The sequence below is a fragment of the Magnetospirillum molischianum DSM 120 genome, from assembly GCF_000294655.1.
GTDB classification, from domain to species: Bacteria; Pseudomonadota; Alphaproteobacteria; order Rhodospirillales; family Magnetospirillaceae; genus Phaeospirillum; species Phaeospirillum molischianum.
Genome location: NZ_CAHP01000035.1, coordinates 60,313 through 79,160 on the forward strand (window position 1 = coordinate 60,313; position 18,848 = coordinate 79,160).

The 18,848-nt window shown below is 63.7% G+C and carries 17 protein-coding genes; 8 read left to right on the plus strand and 9 right to left on the minus strand.

The features are described from left to right. Window positions 1-5: 5 nt before the first annotated feature. Window positions 6-602 carry a phosphatase PAP2 family protein gene (locus PHAMO_RS18665; RefSeq protein ID WP_002730440.1) on the minus strand — a complete coding sequence of 199 codons (597 nt, stop codon included), beginning with the start codon at window positions 600-602 and terminating at the stop codon, window positions 6-8. Window positions 603-799: 197 nt separating this feature from the next. Between PHAMO_RS18665 and PHAMO_RS14730 the strand changes: the two genes are divergently transcribed. From PHAMO_RS14730 to PHAMO_RS14745, 4 genes are read left to right on the plus strand one after another with little or no spacing between them, the layout of a single operon-like run. Then, on the plus strand, window positions 800-2,326 hold the full coding sequence (locus PHAMO_RS14730; protein ID WP_002730441.1) for a GumC family protein: 1,527 nt from the start codon (window positions 800-802) through the stop codon (window positions 2,324-2,326). A gap of 11 nt (window positions 2,327-2,337) precedes the next feature. Continuing rightward, window positions 2,338-3,324 (plus strand): DUF6492 family protein, encoded by a 987-nt coding sequence (locus PHAMO_RS14735; protein WP_002730442.1) that lies wholly within the window; start codon window positions 2,338-2,340, stop codon window positions 3,322-3,324. Next, window positions 3,321-3,761, plus strand: coding sequence for a hypothetical protein (locus PHAMO_RS14740; protein ID WP_002730443.1), 441 nt, complete (start codon window positions 3,321-3,323; stop codon window positions 3,759-3,761). Before PHAMO_RS14735 ends, PHAMO_RS14740 begins: the two co-directional genes overlap by 4 nt. Window positions 3,762-3,777: 16 nt before the next feature. Further along, on the plus strand, window positions 3,778-4,551 hold the full coding sequence (locus PHAMO_RS14745; RefSeq protein ID WP_002730444.1) for a WecB/TagA/CpsF family glycosyltransferase: 774 nt from the start codon (window positions 3,778-3,780) through the stop codon (window positions 4,549-4,551). Between the two features lie 408 nt (window positions 4,552-4,959). Here the strand turns inward: PHAMO_RS14745 and PHAMO_RS20105 are convergent, their stop codons facing one another. Then, window positions 4,960-5,280 (minus strand): hypothetical protein, encoded by a 321-nt coding sequence (locus PHAMO_RS20105; RefSeq protein WP_235720857.1) that lies wholly within the window; start codon window positions 5,278-5,280, stop codon window positions 4,960-4,962. 190 nt (window positions 5,281-5,470) lie between these two features. Here PHAMO_RS20105 and PHAMO_RS14755 point away from each other — a divergent pair, with 190 nt between their 5' ends. Together PHAMO_RS14755 and PHAMO_RS14760 are read left to right on the plus strand one after the other, a co-directional pair. Then, window positions 5,471-5,758, plus strand: a complete 288-nt coding sequence (locus PHAMO_RS14755) for a PqqD family protein (RefSeq protein ID WP_002730446.1) — start codon at window positions 5,471-5,473, stop codon at window positions 5,756-5,758. Beyond that, on the plus strand, window positions 5,755-6,192 hold the full coding sequence (locus PHAMO_RS14760; RefSeq protein WP_002730447.1) for a lasso peptide biosynthesis B2 protein: 438 nt from the start codon (window positions 5,755-5,757) through the stop codon (window positions 6,190-6,192). Before PHAMO_RS14755 ends, PHAMO_RS14760 begins: the two co-directional genes overlap by 4 nt. Window positions 6,193-6,489: 297 nt before the next feature. Here the strand turns inward: PHAMO_RS14760 and PHAMO_RS20240 are convergent, their stop codons facing one another. From PHAMO_RS20240 to PHAMO_RS14775, 4 genes are all read right to left on the minus strand, one after another. Next, a complete protein-coding gene (locus tag PHAMO_RS20240) occupies window positions 6,490-6,624 on the minus strand; it encodes a hypothetical protein (RefSeq protein WP_268869807.1) in 135 nt (44 codons plus the stop codon). A gap of 69 nt (window positions 6,625-6,693) precedes the next feature. Further along, complete coding sequence (locus PHAMO_RS14765) at window positions 6,694-8,124, minus strand: efflux transporter outer membrane subunit (protein WP_002730449.1); 1,431 nt, start codon at window positions 8,122-8,124, stop codon at window positions 6,694-6,696. 4 nt (window positions 8,125-8,128) lie between these two features. Continuing rightward, window positions 8,129-11,266 carry a multidrug efflux RND transporter permease subunit gene (locus tag PHAMO_RS14770; RefSeq protein ID WP_002730450.1) on the minus strand — a complete coding sequence of 1,046 codons (3,138 nt, stop codon included), beginning with the start codon at window positions 11,264-11,266 and terminating at the stop codon, window positions 8,129-8,131. Window positions 11,267-11,287: 21 nt separating this feature from the next. Next, window positions 11,288-12,433: an efflux RND transporter periplasmic adaptor subunit gene (locus PHAMO_RS14775; RefSeq protein ID WP_002730454.1), complete on the minus strand. Its 1,146-nt coding sequence runs from the start codon at window positions 12,431-12,433 to the stop codon at window positions 11,288-11,290. A 134-nt stretch (window positions 12,434-12,567) separates the two neighbouring features. On the opposite strand from PHAMO_RS14775, the gene PHAMO_RS14780 reads away from it, so the two are divergent. Further along, on the plus strand, window positions 12,568-13,287 hold the full coding sequence (locus PHAMO_RS14780) for a response regulator (protein ID WP_002730455.1): 720 nt from the start codon (window positions 12,568-12,570) through the stop codon (window positions 13,285-13,287). Next, window positions 13,284-14,339 (plus strand): ATP-binding protein, encoded by a 1,056-nt coding sequence (locus tag PHAMO_RS14785; protein ID WP_002730457.1) that lies wholly within the window; start codon window positions 13,284-13,286, stop codon window positions 14,337-14,339. Before PHAMO_RS14780 ends, PHAMO_RS14785 begins: the two co-directional genes overlap by 4 nt. A 167-nt stretch (window positions 14,340-14,506) precedes the next feature. On the opposite strand, the gene PHAMO_RS14790 is transcribed toward PHAMO_RS14785, so the two are convergent. The 3 genes from PHAMO_RS14790 to PHAMO_RS14800 are packed head-to-tail and all read right to left on the minus strand — an operon-like array spanning window position 14,507 to window position 18,845. After that, a complete protein-coding gene (locus tag PHAMO_RS14790; RefSeq protein WP_002730459.1) occupies window positions 14,507-15,997 on the minus strand; it encodes a helix-hairpin-helix domain-containing protein in 1,491 nt (496 codons plus the stop codon). Between the two features lie 11 nt (window positions 15,998-16,008). Beyond that, window positions 16,009-17,775: a PP2C family serine/threonine-protein phosphatase gene (locus PHAMO_RS18670; RefSeq protein ID WP_002730461.1), complete on the minus strand. Its 1,767-nt coding sequence runs from the start codon at window positions 17,773-17,775 to the stop codon at window positions 16,009-16,011. Next, window positions 17,772-18,845, minus strand: coding sequence for a TerY-C metal binding domain-containing protein (locus tag PHAMO_RS14800; protein WP_040567421.1), 1,074 nt, complete (start codon window positions 18,843-18,845; stop codon window positions 17,772-17,774). Before PHAMO_RS14800 ends, PHAMO_RS18670 begins: the two co-directional genes overlap by 4 nt. Window positions 18,846-18,848: the final 3 nt, after the last annotated feature.

Here is an 18,848-nt window from a genome sequence, read left to right on the forward strand (position 1 = left end):
GCTGATTACCAGCAGCCGGGGATCGCGGTACGAATCACCTCGGCGATGGCGCGCAAATAGACCTCGGCCGGTAAGATCAAGCCGTGGGTGGAGAGCAGCACCACCGCGCAGCCCCCCAGCAGCCAGCGCACGTGCAGATGTAACGGCGGGGTGTCACGGTTCAGGACAGCATAGAGCGCTACCGCAAGGAAGCCGAGGGCCAGACCAGCCAGAACCTCGGCGACCGAATGAGCCTGCACTATCACCCGCGAGACCGCGATCAGCCCGACCAGAGTGGCAGCGGCACCTGCGGTCAACCATCGCGCCGACAGCGGCAATGGCCGGGCCAGCAGCAGCGCCAGCGTGCCATAGACCGCGCCACTCATCGCGACATGGCCGCTCGGGCTGGCCTGGACCCACCCGGCGATGGCCCCGCCGCACGAGCCGAATAACAGCTTGAGCCCGCCCGCGACCGCGCCGCACAGCGCGATCGGCAGCAGCAGGCGCACGGCGGCGCGCGCTTCGCCCCCGATGGCGAGACAAATCGCCACCGTTACCGCCAGTGACAGCGTTACCGCGCTGTCGCCGAAATCCGTAATCACCCGCCAGATCGCCTCGTCCACCCGTCCGTTCCTTGTTGTCTTCTTCCCGTAGACGCCCGCGCTGGGGCCTGATCGGGGATTGCGTCATCCACCAGCTTAGGTCACTCTGCGATCTCATCGGAGTGCCTCTTGAGTTTTTCCGCCGGGATCCGGCGTGGTCGCTGGACTCAGAAGCAAGGCTCCATAGTCTCCGTGCGCAGGGATCATACGGATCGGTCATGCCGTCTCCTCTCAAGATTTCACCTCAGCCCAGGAAGCTCGTCGCCTCGCAGCAGGTTTCGACCCGCGACCTCCTCAACACCTTCTTCTATTACCGCTGGACAGCGGTGTCTGTGGTGCTGATCTTTCTTGTCCTGGGGGGCGCGGTGGCGCTGCTGGTGCCGCCGACCTACCGAGCTGAATCCCGTCTGCTGACCCTGTATGCGGGCTATTATGACATGCAGATGGACCGCTCGACCAACCGCGCCGCGCCGGCCTTCGATCCGACCCAGGTCGTCAATGTCGAGGCCCAGATCCTTTCCAGCCCTGAACTGCACCGCTCCATCGTCGCCGCACGACTCGACCCCTCGTCCGACCCCGAGACCATAGACAAGGACCTGCGGCGGTTTGAAGACCGTTTGCACATTGAGAAGGTTGAAGGTGCCAACGTCATCGATCTGTCCTACGTCGATTCCGATCCGCAGCGCGCCGCCGAGGTGCTCCAGCAACTGATCGACCAGTATTTCCGCCAGCGCGCCGGAGTGTTCTCGGTCGGACGGGTCGAGTTCTTAGTCACTCAGCGCGACAGGGTGCGGGCACAACTCGACAAGGCTAACGCGCAGCTGATCGCCTTCCAACGCAGCAACAACGTCCTCAACATCGATTCCCAGATCTCCAGTTCGGTCGCGCTGCACAGCCTGCTGCGCCAGCGCAGCCTGGAGAATGATAGTTCCTACGCTCAGGATGCGGGTACACTGGCAACCCTGCGCCGTGAGGCCAAGGCCATCCCTGCGACCATCGAGTTGTTCCGCGACAATACCGAGGTGGCGCACGCCGTTGACACCATGCACCTGACCTTGTTGCAGTTGCAGAGCCGTCGCGCCGACCTTGCCGCGCGCTATCTCGACGGCGCCCCGTTTGTGCAGCAGATCGATCAGCAGATTACCGATGTGAAAGGCGCGATCACCGAACGCACCCCGCATTTAATAAGTGCTGTTCGCGCTGGTCATAATAGCTATTACGACACGGTGCAGGACCGGATCATGCGCCTGTCCTCCGACGTTGCCGGTGAACTGGCGCGCAAGGAAGCCCTGGCGAAACAAAGCACCGAAACCGGCGAGTCCCTCCAACGTCTGATTCTTGTCGCCAATCAGTTGCGACGGATGGAGATCGACCGCGACCTGCTGGTTGACAGCTTTAAAAAGTTCTCGCGCGAACTGGAACAGGCCCGGATCGAGCAGAATCAGGTCGATACCGCCAGCAGCACCAACGTCCGCATCATCCAGGCACCACAGCCGCCGACCCGGCGCAGCAACCCGCCATTGCTGTTTGTCGGCATTGGTCTGCTGGTCGGCTTACTGGCCGGGGCGTTGGCGGTTCTGGTGCGCTCGACCTTGCGTGAAACCTTCCTCAGCCCCGAGGAAGTCGAACGTCGGCTCGGCTTGCCGGTGCTGTGCGCGCCGATGGGGCCACCGCCTCCGTCGCCGCCGCTGGTGCGGATACTGAGCGGTCTGCTGCGTCGTTCCCAGCCCCAGCCCGCCGCCTGAGAGGCCCGTCTGTGACCAAACTGAGCGCCATCCTGCCAATCAAGACCCGTGGGCGGCATTACGCCGACAATATCGCCCGCTGCGACATCCTGTTCTCATCGCTGCGGGCCTTCACCTCCCCGGCGACCTTCGACCGCATCCTGGTGGTGGTGCCGCACGATGAGCTGGCCTTGGCGCGAGAATACGTCAAGGCGTGGAGCGACTTTCCGATCGAACTGGTCGATGAATCGGTTCACATGACCGCCTTCACCGAGTTCACCCAGCCACACCAGATCCGCCCCTGGCACCGTCAGCAGATCATCAAGCTGTATAGTCCGGCGCTGATCGACACCGAGTTCTTCATGGTGCTGGACCCCGATGTGTTCGCGGTCCAGCCCTTCACCATCGACGATTTGATCCTCGACGGTCGTGCCTTGACCTATCCCCAGCCAAGGATGCGCGAGCCGCATCTATGGCGACCCTCGGCCCAATTGCTGCAACAGGAGCCGCATCTCGAACGCGATGGGATCTGGTGGACCCCGGCGATTCTGTCGCGCACCCTGGTGCAGGCCCTTCAGCGTCGGTTGGAAGAACTGTACCAGCGCGACTGGATCCGCGTCCTGCTGTCGAACTACATGATCGACTGGACCGAATACACCCTCTACTGGCTTAATGCCGAACGCGAGGGGCTGATCGAACGCTACCACACCCTGCCGCCAGCCGGGCGGCGCGGCCTGCACGTCAATGAGAGCGTGTGGTATGCTGGCAAGGATGGCCGCAACCTCAATGACTGGCAGGCCGGAAAACATTTCGGCCCCGACGGCGATGGCTTGTTCGCGGTGGTGCAGAGCAACACCTATCTGCCACCGGATCGGGTGGTTGACAAGCTCGGCCCCTATTTCCCAATCCGGCTACAGCCTTACCGACGCGATACCGATCCGTTACGCCGTGCCGTGGAGATCTATGCGGCATTGACCCGGCGCGCTTTGCGTCTCTTGCGTCAGGCGAAAGAGCGATGAGACGCGGCGCGGCTCCGGGTTTGCTGCTGACCGTCCTGCTGGCCGCCCCCGCTCCGCTCGCCGCCCAGGAAAGCACCCTGACCCAGGCGCGGATGCAGATCTATGCCGGGCCGTTGTACCGCGATTATCTAGGCTGCCTGACCTGCGGCCAGTACGAGGTGTCGTCAGTGTGGAACGGCTATGGCCCGTATGGATGGGACAATGTGTATCCCGATCATAGCCATTTCGCCCGCTACCGCGCTCCGCAGGGACGCTATTCGGCCTGCGACCGCTTCGCCGCCGAGCCGCCGATCCTGATCGACACCTCGGGTAAAAACTATGGCCGGTTGAATGTCTCGACCACCCGGAGCGACAGTATCTGCGGCCCGCACGGTGCTCAAGGTATCTGCCAGACCCTGACAGCGATGTGCAAGCGCACCGCCGAGACCTCTCCCTGACCACGAGGATCCCCGCGTGACCAGACCAGTTCATGCCTGCCCCCCGCGCATCTTTGGCCTGACTCCCAGTCCGCTGACCGCCGAAGCGGTCGCCGCCCATCTGCTGGCCCATCCCCGCGATGCCGCCAGCGGGCCGGGTCTGGTTGTTACCCCCAACATCCAGCACATCGCCCTGCTGCGCCATGACCCGGCGCTGCGCGAGGCCTACCAACAGGCCGAGATCGTTATCTGCGACGGATTCCCGGTTTATTACTACGCCCGCCTGCGCGGCTGTGCCGTCCCCGGCCGGGTTACGGGGTGCGATGTTGTCGCCGCCTTGTTCGCCGCGCCGGAACGGCTGGCCCACTCCCGTTTGTTCTGCGTCGTTGATCACCCCGACACTGCCGCTGTGCTCGCCGCCTGGGCCGAGCGTCACGGCCTCGCCGACCGGATCGCCAGCGCTATCCCGCCGTTCGGCTTCGAACGCGACGGCGAGTATTGCCGTAGCTTGGCCAAGGCGATCCATGACCACGGCACGACCTTGCTGTTGATGGGAGTCGGCGCACCGCGTAGCGAGGTGTTTGTCGCCCACCACCGCCACCAATTGCCGCCCTGCTGGGCGCTGTGCATCGGTCAGGCGATCAAGATCGCGCTCGGCCTGATCCCACGACCGCCGCAGTTGGTGCAGCGCCTCAATCTCGAATGGCTGTGGCGGCTCGGCCTGGAACCGGGACGGATGAGCCGACGCTATGTTGGCTCGACGATCGGCTTCCTTGCCGCGATCCTTGCCGATCTACGTCGGCTCAGATGAGGATACGCTCGATCTCATCAAGACTCATCTCGTCCCGTCTGCGGTCGTAAATCCGAAGTCATCGACCGCCACGTAATCTCACTCGACGGAATGTTCAACGATGCCCGCTTTACCAGCGAGCAGTATAAGGACAATTGGGTGGCCTAGCCTTGGATTGCTCCGGCAGCCCACATTGGTTCAGAGATTGGCCGTCGGCACAGCACAGGCCCTGTTGAGCCTTGAGATGAGCGGGGGTGTATAGGGGCCTTCTGTGGGGTCGTCCGCATGGACGGCGAATCGGCTAACGCACGGGAACCGCTGCCGCTCTATTGCCGGGTGCCTCCGGCGGACTGGATCGGGCCAGAACGACCCAACTTTTATCCAGACGAACGGTCGAAGCTCACCGCCCTCGCGGCGCTACATCCAAATCTACGAGTGATAACGGTTGATCGCCCAGGCCCCCATCGCTTTGATGAAGATCCGACGTGCCTGTTTCAGCGTTATGGGCTGGCGGCACGGGCGGCGGAGAATATTGGCTGGCTGCTCGGTCCGCTCGAACAGGCCCGCACGGCTAACGCGGAAGTGGCTGCGACCGTCGCCGCGAAAGGCGAATCCCTCCCGTCGATCCCGCTCCTTCAGGCGGTCGAAGCGCGTTTCTTCGACCGCCGCAGTAACCCGTTCCGGGGTGGTCGGCCAAAAAATCCTCGTAACGAACCAGCAGGCGCGGAACCTCTTCGGCCTTCCAGCCAACTCCGGCAATGGCCGCTCCAATCCAATAGCGTGATCGGCAACGCTGGTTTTAATCGATCAACAGGGGCATTCGATTGGATGAAATCGATCAGATAACCGGGGCGGGACGCGGCGGCGACCATAGACAATCAACCCCCAAAATGCTATAGTTTTACAACTATTATATTTAATTTGCAGGGAGGAGCGCATCATGACTGAGCTTTCTTCCGCCACGACCGTGTTACGGGACCCGGAACTGCTGTTCTCACCAGTGAATCATGATCTGGTCATTTTCCAGGTCAAGCAAAGCGCTTACTTTTCACTCGACGAGATCGGTGCGGACATCTGGCGGCGGATCGAATGCCCGGTAACGGTGTCGGCTTTGTGTGACGACTTGGCGACAGAATACCAAGCCGACCGCGCCGTCATTGAGCGGGATGTGCTCGCCCTGCTCACTCAGATGACCGCCGCCGAATTGATTGAACTGCGACTCCCGTGAGTGCCCCCGTCAGACGAGCATCGGACTGGCTGCGCGCCGGCGAAGCCGTCTGCATGCTGATCGCAGCAAGGTTGGCACTATCCGTCTTGCCGGTTCGGGTGGTGTTCCGGTCCTTGTGTCTCACGATAAGCCCCGTGGGCGAGGTGAGACTGGATGAGAAAGCCGTTTCGTCCGCCCGCCAGGTTGGGCTGGCTGTTGAACGGGCCGCTCGCCGTCTGCCGATAGAGACCCGCTGTCTCCATAGTGCCGTGGCAGGCGCCCTGATGCTGCGCCGCCGCCGTCTCCAGGCAACCGTGGTTCTGGGCGTCCGTTCAAATGACGGGTTAAAGGCCCATGCTTGGCTGCTCTGTGCCGGGGCACTTGTGCTCGGCGGGGCACAGGCCCGGTCATTTGTCCCGCTTGCTGCCTTCAGCAGCGGAACAGAGAAAGGGTGATGTCATGACCGCTCACCACCGAGCAGGCAGGGCCAGGGCACCCCGTATGGCGGGCACTGGCCGATGGGCGGACGCTGTTGTCGCTACCGGGTATCGGGCGTTTCAGAATTGCCGAGGGCAACCGGGTCGAGGTTGAGCCTGCCAACGGTGCTGACCCTGGTACCCTCGGCTTGCTATTGAGCGGGCCGGTGCTGGCGGTATTGCTGCGACCGGGCGTCGCGTGCTTGACCCGATCGCTGTGGAGCCGCCCGGCCTACGGCGAGAATCTGGCTGGGGCGATTGGGGCGTTCAGCCAGCTCAGGGTGTGGCCGGACCAAGCCCCCAGACTTCGGCCATCACGCCTTGACTGCCGCTAGAACCGGCGGTTGGCGCGTAACCGGGATCGGCCATAATACAGTAGCGCGCCATCTGGTGTGTTACGGTAGCAGTCATGCACCTTTAGGACCAGCGGCGCGCCGGTATTGCGGGCGGCCATATGGCGATAAGCCAGGGGATGTCGCTTCAATCGTGCGAAGCCTGCGTGCCGTCGTCCTCTTGTTCTGTCAGGCCGCCGCCTAATGCTTTGTATAATCCAATCGCATTGCCGATCTCGTCCCGCTTCAGGTCCAACAGCGTTTGCCGGGCGGCATAAAGCTGGCGTTGCGCGTCCAGCACTTCCAAGCGGCCATCCACGCCAGCACGATAGCGCAGGGTAGAAAGATCCATCCGCCGCTCGGTCGAAACAACCATGCGGACTTGGGCATCGATCTGTCGGCCATAGGTCGCGCTGCCAGCCAGACCGTCGGCCACTTCGCGAAAGGCCGTCTGGATGGTGCGTTCGTATTCGGCGATGGCCTCGGATTTACGGATTTCCGCCAGCCGCAATTCAGCCCGCAACTGTCCGCCCAGGAACAGGGGTTGGGATATCTGCGGTGCGATACTCCAGACCCATTGCCCGTTATCGAACAGACTGCCCAGGGCCGGGCTGGCATAGCCCAGAGAGGTGGTCAGCGACAGCCGGGGAAAGAAAGCAGCGCGGGCCGCTCCGATATCGGCATTGGCCGCCAGGAGAGTCTGTTCCACCCGCCGGATATCCGGGCGCCGGATCAGAAGCTCGGACGGAATTCCCACCGGAAGGTGGGTCCGCACGGCACTTCCGTCCAGCGGCCGAGGGGGCGGCAGATCGTCGGGCATGTCCGCCCCCACCAGCAGGTTCAAAGCGTTGGTGGCTCGCGCCAGGGCACGCGTACGTCCCTCCAAATCGGCTTCGGCGGTGGCGACCTGGCCTTCCGCTTGGGCAATGTCGAGTCCGCTGGTCTGGTCGGCGGATTTCAGCTGTCGAGCCAGGTCCAGGGATTGCCGCCAGTCGGCCAGGGTCCGCTCGGCCAGGTCCAGTTGTTCTTGCGCCAGACGTTCGGCGAAATAGGCGTCGGCCACCGCGCCGACCAGGGCGATATGGGCGGCACGGCGGCCCTCCTCACTGGCCAGATAGCGGGCGAACGCGGCTTCCGACAGCGAACGCACACGGCCGAACAGATCGATCTCGAAGGCGCTGACGCCGATGCCAAGGCTGTGCTGGTTCTGCATGCGAGCCGAAGTGGCGGGATCGGCCGTCTGATCGGCGGCGATGCGCTGACGCGTCGTGCCGCCGGTGGCATTCACCGCTGGAAACCGCGCCGCCCGCTGGATGTTGTATTGCGCCTGCACCGCCTCGACGTTCAGCGCCGCCAGCCGCAGGTCGCGGTTGTTCAACAACGCCAACTCGATCATTCGTTGCAGGCGGGGATCGCCGAACATGCTGCGCCATCCCAGATCGGCGGCGTGGTCGCCATCGGTAACCACCGAAGAGGGAGACGGATACGCCGCAGGCACCGGCAATTCGGGTTTGACCAGCTCTGGGGCCAGCGAACAGGCCGACAGCGCCAAAAGCGGAGGAAGCAGGGTCAATCGCATGGGATCAGCTCTCTTGCGGCGGCTTGGGACCGGAGCGGCGGGCGCGCAGCCAACCCTCCAGCCGTTCCTGTCCGCCGATCACGAAGACAAAGAAGGTGGGAACGAAAAGTATCGCCAGCACGGTGGCACTGAGTATGCCGCCGAATACGCCGGTGCCGATGGCGTGCTGGGTCTCGGCACTGGCCCCCCAGGCGGTCATCAGCGGCACCACGCCCAGCCCGAACGCCAGCGAGGTCATCAGGATCGGACGCAGCCGCAACCGTGCCGCAGTCACCGCTGCGTCTCGCAGCTCCATTCCCTGGGTGTGCAATTGGCGTGCGAACTCAACGATCAGGATGGCGTTCTTGGCCGACAGGCCGATCACCGTGATCATTCCAACCTTGAAGAAGACGTCGTTAGGCATACCGCGCAACATCACGGCCGCCACCGCGCCCAGCAGGCCCAGCGGCACCACCAACATCACCGCCAGCGGGATCGACCAGCTTTCGTAAAGTGCCGCGAGAACCAGGAACACCACCAGCATGGACAGAGCCAGCAGCAATGGCGCCTGGGCCGCCGATTGCCGTTCCTGCAATGACTGGCCGGTCCATTCCACGGCGAAACCGGGGGGGAGTTGCGTGGCCAGCCGCTCGATCTCGGCCATGGCTTCGCCGCTCGACGCGCCGGGAACGGTGCTGCCGGAGATGCGTGCCGAGGGGATACCCTGGTAGCGCACCATCTGTAATGGCGCATCGCTCCATACTGGCGTTACGACCTCGGCCAGCGGCACCATGCCGTTATTGGCGTTGCGCACATAAAGCTTCAGCACATCGTCCACCTGCATCCGGGCTGGAGCGTCGGCCTGGATGATCACCTGCTGCATGCGTCCGGCATTGGGAAAGTCATTGACGTACAACGATCCCAGAGCCGCCGTCAGCGTTTCGCTGATGGCGGTAAACGGTACCCCCAGGGCTTCGGCTTTCTGGCGGTCGATATCGAGACGGATGCCGGTACCCGCAGGCAAACCGTCGGGATAGACGTTTGTGACCACGCTACTTTGCGCGGCCAGTTCCAATAGTTTCGCCTCTGCTGCTTTCAGAGCGGCATGGCCCCGGTTGCCGCGATCCTGCAAGCGCATGCTGAAGCCGGACGATGTTCCCATCTCTTCGATGGCCGGAGGCTGAAGACTCATGACCATGCCCTCGGTGGTGTCGCCCATGGCGGCCTGGGCGAGCATCGCTTCGTCGGCGGCAGTGGCACCGGCGCGTCGGTCCCAATCCTTGAGCATGGTGAAGGCCAGCGCGGCATTCGGACCGGAACCGGAAAAGCCGAAGCCCAGAATCGACATGTTCGATTCGATCCCTGGCCGGGCGGCAACATGGCTCTCGAACTTGCGCACCAGATCGAGCGTGCGTTCCTGCGTGGCATCGGACGGAAGTTGGAACGAGGTCATGAAGTAACCCTGGTCCTCTTCAGGTAAGAACGCCGAGGGCAACTCGCGGAACGCCAGAACCAGCAAGACGGCGATGGCGACAAAAACCGCCATCATACGACCGGAACGCCGCACCAGGGCGGCGATGCGGGTTTCGTAGGACCGGGTCATGCGGTCGAAGCGCCGGTTGAACCAGCCGAAGAATCCACCCTTCACGTGATGATCTGGATCGACCGGCTTCAGCAGGGTGGCACACAAAGCGGGAGTCAGGCTGAGAGCCAGGAAGGCCGAAAATAGAATCGACACCGCCATGGCCAAGGTGAACTGGCGATAGATCACCCCGACGGACCCCCCGGCCAGTCCCATGGGAATGAACACCGCCGTGAGAACCAGGGTGATGCCGATCACCGCGCCAGTGATTTCCTTCATCGCCTTGACTGTCGCATCCTTGGGCGAAAGCCCCTCGGTCACCATCAGGCGCTCGACGTTCTCCACCACCACGATGGCGTCGTCTACGATGATGCCAATAGCCAGCACCATGCCGAACATGGTCAACACATTGATCGAGAACCCGGCCATCAGCATGACGGTGAAGGTCCCCAACAGGGCGATAGGGGCAACAATGGCTGGAATCAAGGTATAGCGGATGTTTTGCAGAAACAGCAGCATCACCATGAACACCAGAACCATGGCCTCGATAAGAGTATGGACGACCTTTTCGATGGAAATCTTGACGAAGGGCGCGGTGTTGAACGGTATGGCCGGGCTCATGCCTGCCGGCATGGTTCGGCTCAGTTCCGTCAGCCGCTTTTCTACACCCGCCGCGGTGCGCACGGCGTTGGCTCCCGGCGACAGTTGCACGGCGGCGACAGTGGCGGGCTTGCCGTTTTCCCAATTGGCGAAACTGTAGGTCTGAGCCCCCAGTTCGACCCGCGCCACGTCGCCTAGAACAACCTTGGAGCCGTCGGCATTGGCGCGGAGCACGATGGCGGAAAATTCCGCGGGCGTCCGCAACTGCCCCTGTACGGTCAGCGGAATGGTCACACGCTGTCCCGGCACAGTAGGAGAATCGCCGACCCGGCCCGGTGCGATCTGGACATTCTGTCCGGCGATGGCTGTGGACAGGTCGTTCATGGACAGGCCGAAACCGATCAGCCGCGACGGGTCCACCCAGACTCGCAACGCCTGTTCAGCACCGAACAACTGCACTCTTCCGACGCCTTCGACCCGGCGTAATTCCTCGATGACGTTGCGCGCCATATAGTCGCTCAACGTCGTCTCGTCGAAACGGCCGTCCTCGGATTTCAGGCTGATCAGCATCAGGAAGCCCGAGGATGCGGATTCAATGTTCAGACCGTTCTGCCGCACCGCATGAGGCAGACGCGGCTCGATCGTCTTCAGGCGGTTCTGCACATCCACCTGGGCCAGTTCCGGGTCCGTCCCCGGTTTGAAGGTAACCGTGATCTGGGCCGATCCAGAGGTGTCGGCCATGGATTCGAAGTACAGCAGGTTCTTGACGCTCGACAGTTCGCGCTCGATCAGGCTCAACACCGAATCGTTCATGCTCTGGGGCGTGGCGCCGGGATAGGTGGCATAGATGTTGACAGTGGGCGGTGCCACCGAGGGATAGCGGGCGACCGGCAATTGTGGCAGGGCGATCAGCCCCAGCAGGATGATGAACAGCGCGACGACCCAGGCGAAGACCGGGCGGTTGATGAAAAATTGCGGCATGTTGGCTGTGCTCCCGGCCTATCAGTGCGTGGCCGTCGCGGTCGGCTGCCAGTCGCGCGGGGCGATGGCGGCGCCGTCGTTCAACCGTTCCAGACCCTCGACCACGATCCGTTGTCCGGCGCTCAGACCGGCGCGGATGCGATAGCGGCGGTCGATCAACTCGCCCAGTTCCACCGGCGCGGCGCTGGCCGTATTGTCCTCCATCGCCACCCACACCTGCGGCTTGCCGCCGATACGGACCACCGCTTGTTGCGGCACCATCAAGGCGTCGTCATAGCTGACGCGCGAGACCCGAGCGCGCACGAACATACCGGGCAACAGGTCGCGCTTGGGGTTATCGACCAGAACGCGCAGCAACACGTCGCCGGTACCGGAATCCACATTGATGCCGGAAAACAGAATGCGACCCTTGACGTCGTAAGCTGTGCCGTTGCTGCGCAACACCGTTACAGGCAGGCCGGAATTGCGGTCGTCCTGCCGCGACGCCAGGGCTTCGCGCACCGCCTCCAGCGAGGACGCGGGCTGGCGCACGTCCACATAGACCTGATCCACCTGCTGGATGCGGGCCATGGGGCTGCTGTCGGTGGGAGCCACCAGAGCACCCTCGGTGACCAGCGCCTGATCGATGCGACCGGCGATAGGCGCGTCCACCGTGGCGAATTTCAGGTCCAACCGACGACGGGATAACGTGGCGCGGGCCAGGGCCACGTCGGCCGCCGCCTGATCCCGTTGCGACACCGCATCGTCATAGGTTTGGCGGCTGATCGCATCGGCCTGCACCAGCGGTTCCAACCGCTGAGTCTGTATCCTGGCCCGCGCCAGGGCGGCCTCGGCGCGCTGCAAGGTTGCCGCCGCCATCTCCGCATCGGCCTTGAACGGAGCCGGGTTGATCTGGAACAGCGGGTCGCCCGCCCGGATTTCCGCGCCCTGCTCGAACAGGCGGCGCTGTACGATGCCGCTGACTTGTGGGCGGATTTCCGCGATGCGCACGGCGGCAACGCGGCCCGGCAGATCTTCCGTCAGATTCACACGGGCCGGAGCGACGGTCATGACCGCGACCTGAACTGGCGGTAGGGTCGCCTCGGGGGTGGGATCGCCGCATCCCGCCAACGCCATTGCGGCCACAATCAGCATCCCGCCGCAACGGGACAGCCGTTCAACTCTCATGCCTCGACCTTTCACGGGTATTCTCCAAGCCACCGCCGCTTTGCGGGGGGATCGCACCCTAGGCGGAGGGGATGGCGTTTCCGTCGAGCATTTGTGGAGATACAATGGAGTTTGAAAAAACAACGCGGACTGCCATGCCCTTTCCGACCGCCGAGCCGCAGGCCCTGGTGCTCATCGCCGAAGACGAGCCAGAAATCGCCGATATCCTATCCGCCTATCTGGGCCGTAGCGGTCTGCGCAGCGTGCGCGCCACCGATGGCCGCCGGGCACTGGACCTGCACCTGTCGTTGAAACCCGACCTGATCCTGCTGGATGTGCAGATGCCGCGCCTGGACGGTTGGCAGGTATTATCCGAGATCCGCCATCGTGGTGACACGCCGGTCATCATGTTGAGCGCAATGGATCAGGACATCGACAAGCTGATGGGGCTGCGGATCGGTGCCGACGATTATGTGGTCAAGCCGTTCAACCCTGCCGAGGTGGTCGCCCGCGTCCAGGCGGTGCTGCGCCGGGCCCGCCCCGGCGGGGAACAGCCGAACCAGCGTTTTATCCGTGTTGGTAGGTTGCAGGCCGACCTGGAGAACCATGAAATCACGATCCGACGCGACGGCGGCGATTCCCCTCTGGCGCTGACCTTGACCGAGTTTAGGCTGATGGTTCATCTGATGCGTGCGCCACGCCGGGTGTTCGGGCGCGAGGAATTGCTGGTCGCCTGCCTGCCCGAGGGCGAAGCGCTGGAGCGCACGGTGGACAGTCATGTCAGTAAGCTGCGTAAGAAGCTGGAGGCAGAGGGACTGGACGGCGTTCCGGTCAGCGTGCGCGGCGTTGGCTATCGGTTGGGAGAGGTGCCTTGAAGGGGACCGGCGGACTGAGCCGTCGCATCATCCGATCCATGGTTTCCCTGGCCCTGGGCACCACCGTGCTGACGGTGATGGGATCCTACGCCTTTTATACCCTGTGGTTCTTCCTCTCCCCGTCAAGCTTTCCCGGTCCCGACGGCGGCAGTTGGTTTCCCACGCCGTTGGAATGGGGATGGATGGCGCTGACCGCTCTGCTGGCGCTGGCGTTGGCGGTGTCCTCAGCGCTCGGACTGGCGCGGCGAATCCTCGTGCCGCTTAATTCCGTGGCCGAAAGCCTGCGTCAGGTGGCACAGGGCGACCTGTCGGTACGGGCCAGCACAGACGACCACTCTTTGGGCGAAGCGGCGCGGCTGGTGCGCGACTTCAACGCCATGGCTGAACGCCTGGAACGCATGGAGCGGGAACGCCAGTTCTGGAACGCGGCCATCGCCCACGAATTACGAACGCCGGTCACGGTGTTGCGCGGACGCCTGCAAGGGCTAACCGAGGGCGTGTTCGAACCGGCCCCCGCGCTGTTCCGCTCTTTGCTGACGCAGGTCGAGGGATTGGGCCGACTGATCGAGGATCTGCGGCTGGTCGGACTGGCGGAGAACGGCCGCCTGGAGGTGCAGCGGGAACTGACCGACCTGTCCAAGGAAGTGGCGGCGGTGGTTCAGGCGTTCGAGCCAAGCCTGGCTGAAGGGGGATTCTCGCTGTCCTGCCTGCTGGAGACCCGGCCGGTACCGTGCGATCCCGTCAGAATCCGCCAAGCCTTACTGGCATTGCTGGAGAATGCGCTGCACCACGCCACCCCCGGCCCTTTGCGCATTCAGGTGCGAAACGAGCACGGGCGGTGCCATCTGCTGGTCGAGGATAGCGGTCCCGGTGTGCCCGAAGTGTTGAGCCGCCAGATCTTCGAAGCGTTCCAGCGCGGCGAGCCTCACGGCCGGGGGAGCGGCCTGGGGCTGGCCGTCGTCCAGGCCATCGCCCGCGTTCATGGCGGCGACGTGACCTGTGGCCCGTCCACTCTGGGCGGAACCGCTTTCGATCTGTACTGGCCCGCTTGAAGCGTATGTCCCTTTCCATCCTTACCGATTGGTGCTTGCCCTGCGGGAAATCGCCATGACGATGGTACGATGAGTCTTAAATCCGCTCAAAGGCCGCGAAGTAGGCACGCTTTTTAGACAGCAGATGCTTCATGATCCGTCCCCCGTGTCTGTCCCAGCGAAGGGGTTCAGCCGTTCACCAACTGCACCTGGACCAACCTGCCGCCGTCCTCGTGGGACAGCAGGAACTGGCTTCCGTCCGTCAGCTTGACATGCCCGCCGATCGGGATGTCCTTCTTGGAGGCGACGTCTTGCATCTGGGGCATCCCCTCGTTCACGAGAAACCAGTCGCCCTGGTGGAGTTGGAAGTAACCCACCCGTTTCTTCTGGTCGGGCGTCAGTTTTTCGTTCGGGAAGACCTTGCGGCTGACGTGCCACGGGAACAGGGACTGGCCGTCCCAGACCATCACCCGGTGGTTGTCGGGTTGGTACGAGCCGCTGTGGCGGCTGGAGTATAGATTGAGCACGGGGAGCTTGCCCTTGTACGCGGCACCACAATAGGGGCACTTGGGCTTGGTCGAGTTGTCGAACACGTACCAACCCATCTCGCAGTTGGCGGAGCAGGGCTGGATCATGTCGATGGTCCGCACCAGAGCGTTTTCCCACTCGTCCGCCGTGGGACGGCGCTGCGGCTCGTGCAGGCCATCGACGAATGCCTTGCGGAACAGTTCGGCCAGCAGCGGCCCCGCGATGGTGTATGGCATCTTGGACGGGTCGCCCCACGGGAGCTGAGCCTTGGAGATCTGGTCGGCCTTCACGCGGTTGGCCGCGTCGGTGGGGTGCTCAACGAACAGGGCCTTCGTGCCCATCGCGAGTTCCTCATCCTTCGTCGCGTCCATGTCATGCACCTTCCCGCCCCGCAGGGGGTGCCGGTAGAACAGGTACATGTAGATCAGGACCGCGAGGGCGTGCCTGTCCGTCAGCGTGGACGGCAGCTTCCGGTTCGGGTCAGACTTCTCAAGGTGCTGGGTGGCGATGACCTCGGGCGCGATGAAGTCGGGCGTCCCGACCACATCTGGCGGAAACTTACCGGGGACGACCAGACCATCGATATCGATCACGCAGGCGTTGCCCGTGGACGGGTCGATCAGCACGTTTTTGTAGGACAGGTCGGAGTGGGCGAGGCCGGCCGCGTGCAAGCGCCGCACCGCCCGGCTGATCATCAGGCAGATCCGGAGGTGGGTCAGCCACGACCCCTTTTCCTGCGGGGCAAGGAATTTCGAGCGGTTGGACGCGCTCGCGAACCACTTCCCTTCCTTCTCCTTTCCCTTGATGCCTAGCATGTCGTTGTTCACAGACCCGTGGGAAAAGAAGAAGTGCTTGGCGTACACAGGGGCCACGACGCCCAAGCGGCCGTCCTTTTCGACGACCGCCGTCGGCCAGCAGAACAAGTCTTTCCAGTATTCGCCGCCTTCCTTCTCGAAAATGCCCTCACGGTACATGCCGACGATGGACTTGAGACGTTCCTTGCCCTGGTAGTCGAGCTGATCCCGGAAGAAGGCGACGACGTAGGAGCGGTCAGGGCTGAAGTAAACATCCTTCATGCCGCCCTGTCCGATGATCTCGTCCGTGTACTCGACCAGCTGCCCGTCCTGGGTCTTAAGCTTAATTACAGTCATGCCATGCTCCTTCAGGGCACCAGGACGGCAAGGGTTCGGTCGTCATGGTTCCCAGGGGACCAGAAGTCCAGCCAATCCAGGAACTGCTTGTCCATTGCCGCGTTCTGCCGGGAGAAGTCCACCGCCGTGGACAGGTCACCGTTCCAGAACTCCACCCATTTCGCCGGGTCCCCGAACACGTTGTCGGTCGGGAATTTCGGGTCGGAGATGCCGTCGGTCATCAGGACGACCGCCGTGAAGTCCTTGCGGACGTCGAAGAAGATCCTCTTCGCCACCTCGTCGAAGCCACCCGAGAACTCGGACTTCTGAAGGAAGCGGGTCTGCCCGGCGAACTCGCCACTGTCGGGCAGCGTGAGGTTCGTCAGGGAGCCGTCGCGAACGTCGAAGACCGCCGCCCCGCCGTCGCCGACCGAGAACCCTGCGACGAACCATCCCTCGGGGATCTTGTGGACTACGCCCACGATGAGGGTGGTCGAGAAGGCGGACGCCTTCTCGACCTTAGAGGCTGCCTCCTCCTCGATAGCCTTGGCTGCGTTGAAGGCGGCGGTTGCCAGGGACTGGTAGAGTTGGCTCTTGATCTGAACGCCCGCGTCGGGGTTGCCCTGCAGGTGGGCGGGGACGAGCTTGGCCAGATGCGGGGTGACGTGATCGTCGAGCAACTTGGGCAGCTCGCGGAGGACCGTATCGACAGCGACCTTAGATCCGCGGCGGGAGTATTTCGCGCTGCCTGCCCCGTCGGCCACCACGGCGATGTGCCAGCCGCCTGGGCCGTTGGCCAGAAGGCCGAAGTCATCGTCGCGGAACGTGCCGTCCTTGGCGTGGGAGCGGCCGCGCTTACTCGCCGCGACACAGAGGAGGTCACCCTCCGTCTGGCCGAAGGCCTCGTCGGGCTTCCAAAACGGGTCGCTGCGGTCGCTGTCCTTGGATACCCAGAGCGATTTCGGGTCGGGGATCACGGCTAGATTGGCTGCGACCTCGCACCGTTTGCCGTGTAGGAGTCCCTGCAGGCGGACGACGAAATCGCCGCTGGACGTGGGGACGCCCTTCAGGAGACCAGAAGCATCGTCCAGGGTCAGGCCAGAGCCGCCGGCGTCCTCCAGCCTCAGGCCCTTAAGCCCGTCGATCTCGACCACCCCTTCGTAGGCCTCGTTCGCTCTGGCGTTCTTCAGATAGGCCGTCTTCTTGACCGTCTCGATGGGCATCGCGGCGATGTTCTCCGAGACTGCGGACCGCACGGGCACGGCGGGGATGCCGCCCGGCTGGGGGACGGAGAGCGCAGGCTCCGGGGCAGGTGCTTGGGGAGCAGCCATAGCCGGGACGGGGGACGACCCTGCATCCAGCGCGGGGCGTTCCGGCGGGTGGGCGTCTCCCTCTGTCCCCAGGGGGTGGGGGGGCGTCTCGGCGGTCATGGGGACCTTCTCAGGCGGGAGGAGAGCCTTGAATTCCTCGGTCGGCACATACTTGGTGGCGCCGGGCATGGGGTCAGGGACGGGGGCGGACTGGATCCCCGACTTGAGAACCGGAAAGGCCTGGGGCCTCGCCTGCTGCCCAGGAGCGGCATCGCTGGGCTGTGCCTCGGCCTGCTTCTTGGCGCGGATCGCCGCCAATTCCTTTTCGTAAAGGTCCATGATCAGGTGAATGCGCCTGGATTCGGGGGATAGCCCCGTGAGCCCTAGGAAACCATCGCCCGGATCGGGGACACCTTCGACCTTCGCCAGTTGCATGAAGTTGATGAGCGTGGCCTTGAGGGCTCGGGACAGCGTGTAGTCTTGGTTCATCCCCGCCCCCTTCCGATGTCGAAGCCCTCGCCAGCCTCGGCCGTGCCGTACATTCCGGTCTTGCCGCACCAAGGGCACGTCTGCTCGCCGCCGCCCTCGACGCAATGAATCCGCCCACAGCCGCACACCGCCATGGCAAACTGGACCCCGCAATGCGGGCAGTTCGGCTGGCCGATCAGGTCGTCGGAGCTGACTGACTGGCCGCTACCGACGCCGTCGGACAGGTCGAAGTAGCTGCTCTTCACCGGGACGGCCGTGTCCAGAGCGTAACGGCGGGTTTTGAGAAGTTGGGACAAGACCGGGTCCGTCGTCTCGATCCGCCCCATGTGCCGTTCATACTTGACCACGTACGGCAGCTTCTTCTTGGAGCACTTGCCGACAAACACCGCGTAGCGATCGTCCACACCCGCGAACGGGGTCAGCCCCTCGGACGCCTCGACAGGGGCGAGCAAGCCCGGTTCGGCCTTGGCGAGGCTGACCTTCCCGTCCTGCCCCGCGCTGACGCTGCGACTCTGGCTCTGGATCGACATCGAGATCCACTTGATGAAGCGAGCGAACGCGTCCGGGGCGGAGTCGTTGAAGACCACCACCTCGTCGGTTATCTGCTTCAGCAGGGCGTGGTCGGCACCGCTACCGATGGACACGGCGACCATGTTGACCCGCTTTCGATACGAGCGATCCCACCGTTCGACGGCCTTCGCGACGTCGTCCGTGGGGTGTCCGTCCGTCAGCAGGAAGACGATGGGCCGCCAGTCGCCCTTGCGGTCTGGGGTGGTGGTGACCACCGTTCGGTCGATCTCGTCCATCAGGTGGGACAGAGCAGCCCCCAGGGCGGTGCCGCCGCCGACGGGAAGCTCCGGGGGGTGGAAGGCGAAGAGCTCGGTGAGCTGTGTCACCGTCCGTGGCTTTCCCGCGAACGCGATCACGGAGAGGAACGCGGTCTCAAGGGCGTACGGATCCTTGCGCAGGGTGGACACAACGGCCCCGATGCCCGCCTCAAGCTTGTACAGGTTCTCCCCGACCATCGACTCGGAGACGTCGACGAGAAAGAAGATCGGCAGCCGACGCATCGT